This window comes from Wohlfahrtiimonas populi, assembly GCF_002006795.1.
Classification (GTDB): domain Bacteria; phylum Pseudomonadota; class Gammaproteobacteria; order Cardiobacteriales; family Wohlfahrtiimonadaceae; genus Wohlfahrtiimonas; species Wohlfahrtiimonas populi.
This window is the reverse complement of the sequence record NZ_MVDN01000048.1, coordinates 1-810: the sequence shown is the minus strand read 5'-3', so window position 1 is coordinate 810 and position 810 is coordinate 1. Positions and strand designations below refer to the sequence as shown.

Sequence of the window (810 nt, the reverse complement as noted above, 5' to 3'; positions counted from 1 at the left end):
ACTTCATATAATCGGCCAGCAGATGTTTGTGCTGTCAGATAATGAATGATTTTTTGTGCCAACTTAATGAAGAAATCGCTATTCAAAATTGGATTGGTACCATCTGTCATCTGTTCTTCCACTGCATCGTGCAAGAAAATAATATCCAAGTCGGATTGATAGCCCAATTCCAATCCACCCAATTTGCCATAAGCGACAATGATAAAGTCAGGGCGCCCATTTTTATGGTGATCAGAAGTTGGTTGCCCGTGTTTTAAACTCAGCTCTTGCCAAGCTAAACGCAAAATTTTATTGAGTAAAGCATCTGCCAATTCAGATAAATAGTCGCTCACAATCATCAATGGTACTTTGCCTGAGAAATCTGCCATTGCGATTTTTAATATATTTTTATGCAAGAAATCACGAAGCAGATTCAGTCGCTGTTCTTCTGTGGTTTTCGGTTGTTCCAATAATGTATTGAGGGATTTGTTGAGAGTTTTATGATTAATGGGTTTTGTGGCTTCTAAGCTTTCCATTAAATCTTCAAACAATACAGGATAACGCGCTAAATATCGACTGAGCCATGTTGTATTGCAACATAGATCCAAAATGCGCATTAATGCATTATTGTATTCATAGAGCCAATGAATGAATCGCTTTTCATAAGCGATGCTGGATAAAATGTCCAAGAAAAGATTTAAAGTGTGCGAAGTTTGCTGTTGCTTAGTTTCTAAATAATGAAATGCATGGAGCAAAACTAACGTTATCTCTTTTTGATCATTTTCATCAAGCTTTAAGAACGTTTCCTTTTGAAATGCCCACAATAAATAG

General features: G+C 36.4%; 1 pseudogene. It reads right to left on the bottom strand.

Annotated features, from left to right (window positions below):
- Positions 1-810: pseudogene (locus BZK16_RS13935) on the bottom strand (bifunctional [glutamate--ammonia ligase]-adenylyl-L-tyrosine phosphorylase/[glutamate--ammonia-ligase] adenylyltransferase); the annotation flags it as partial.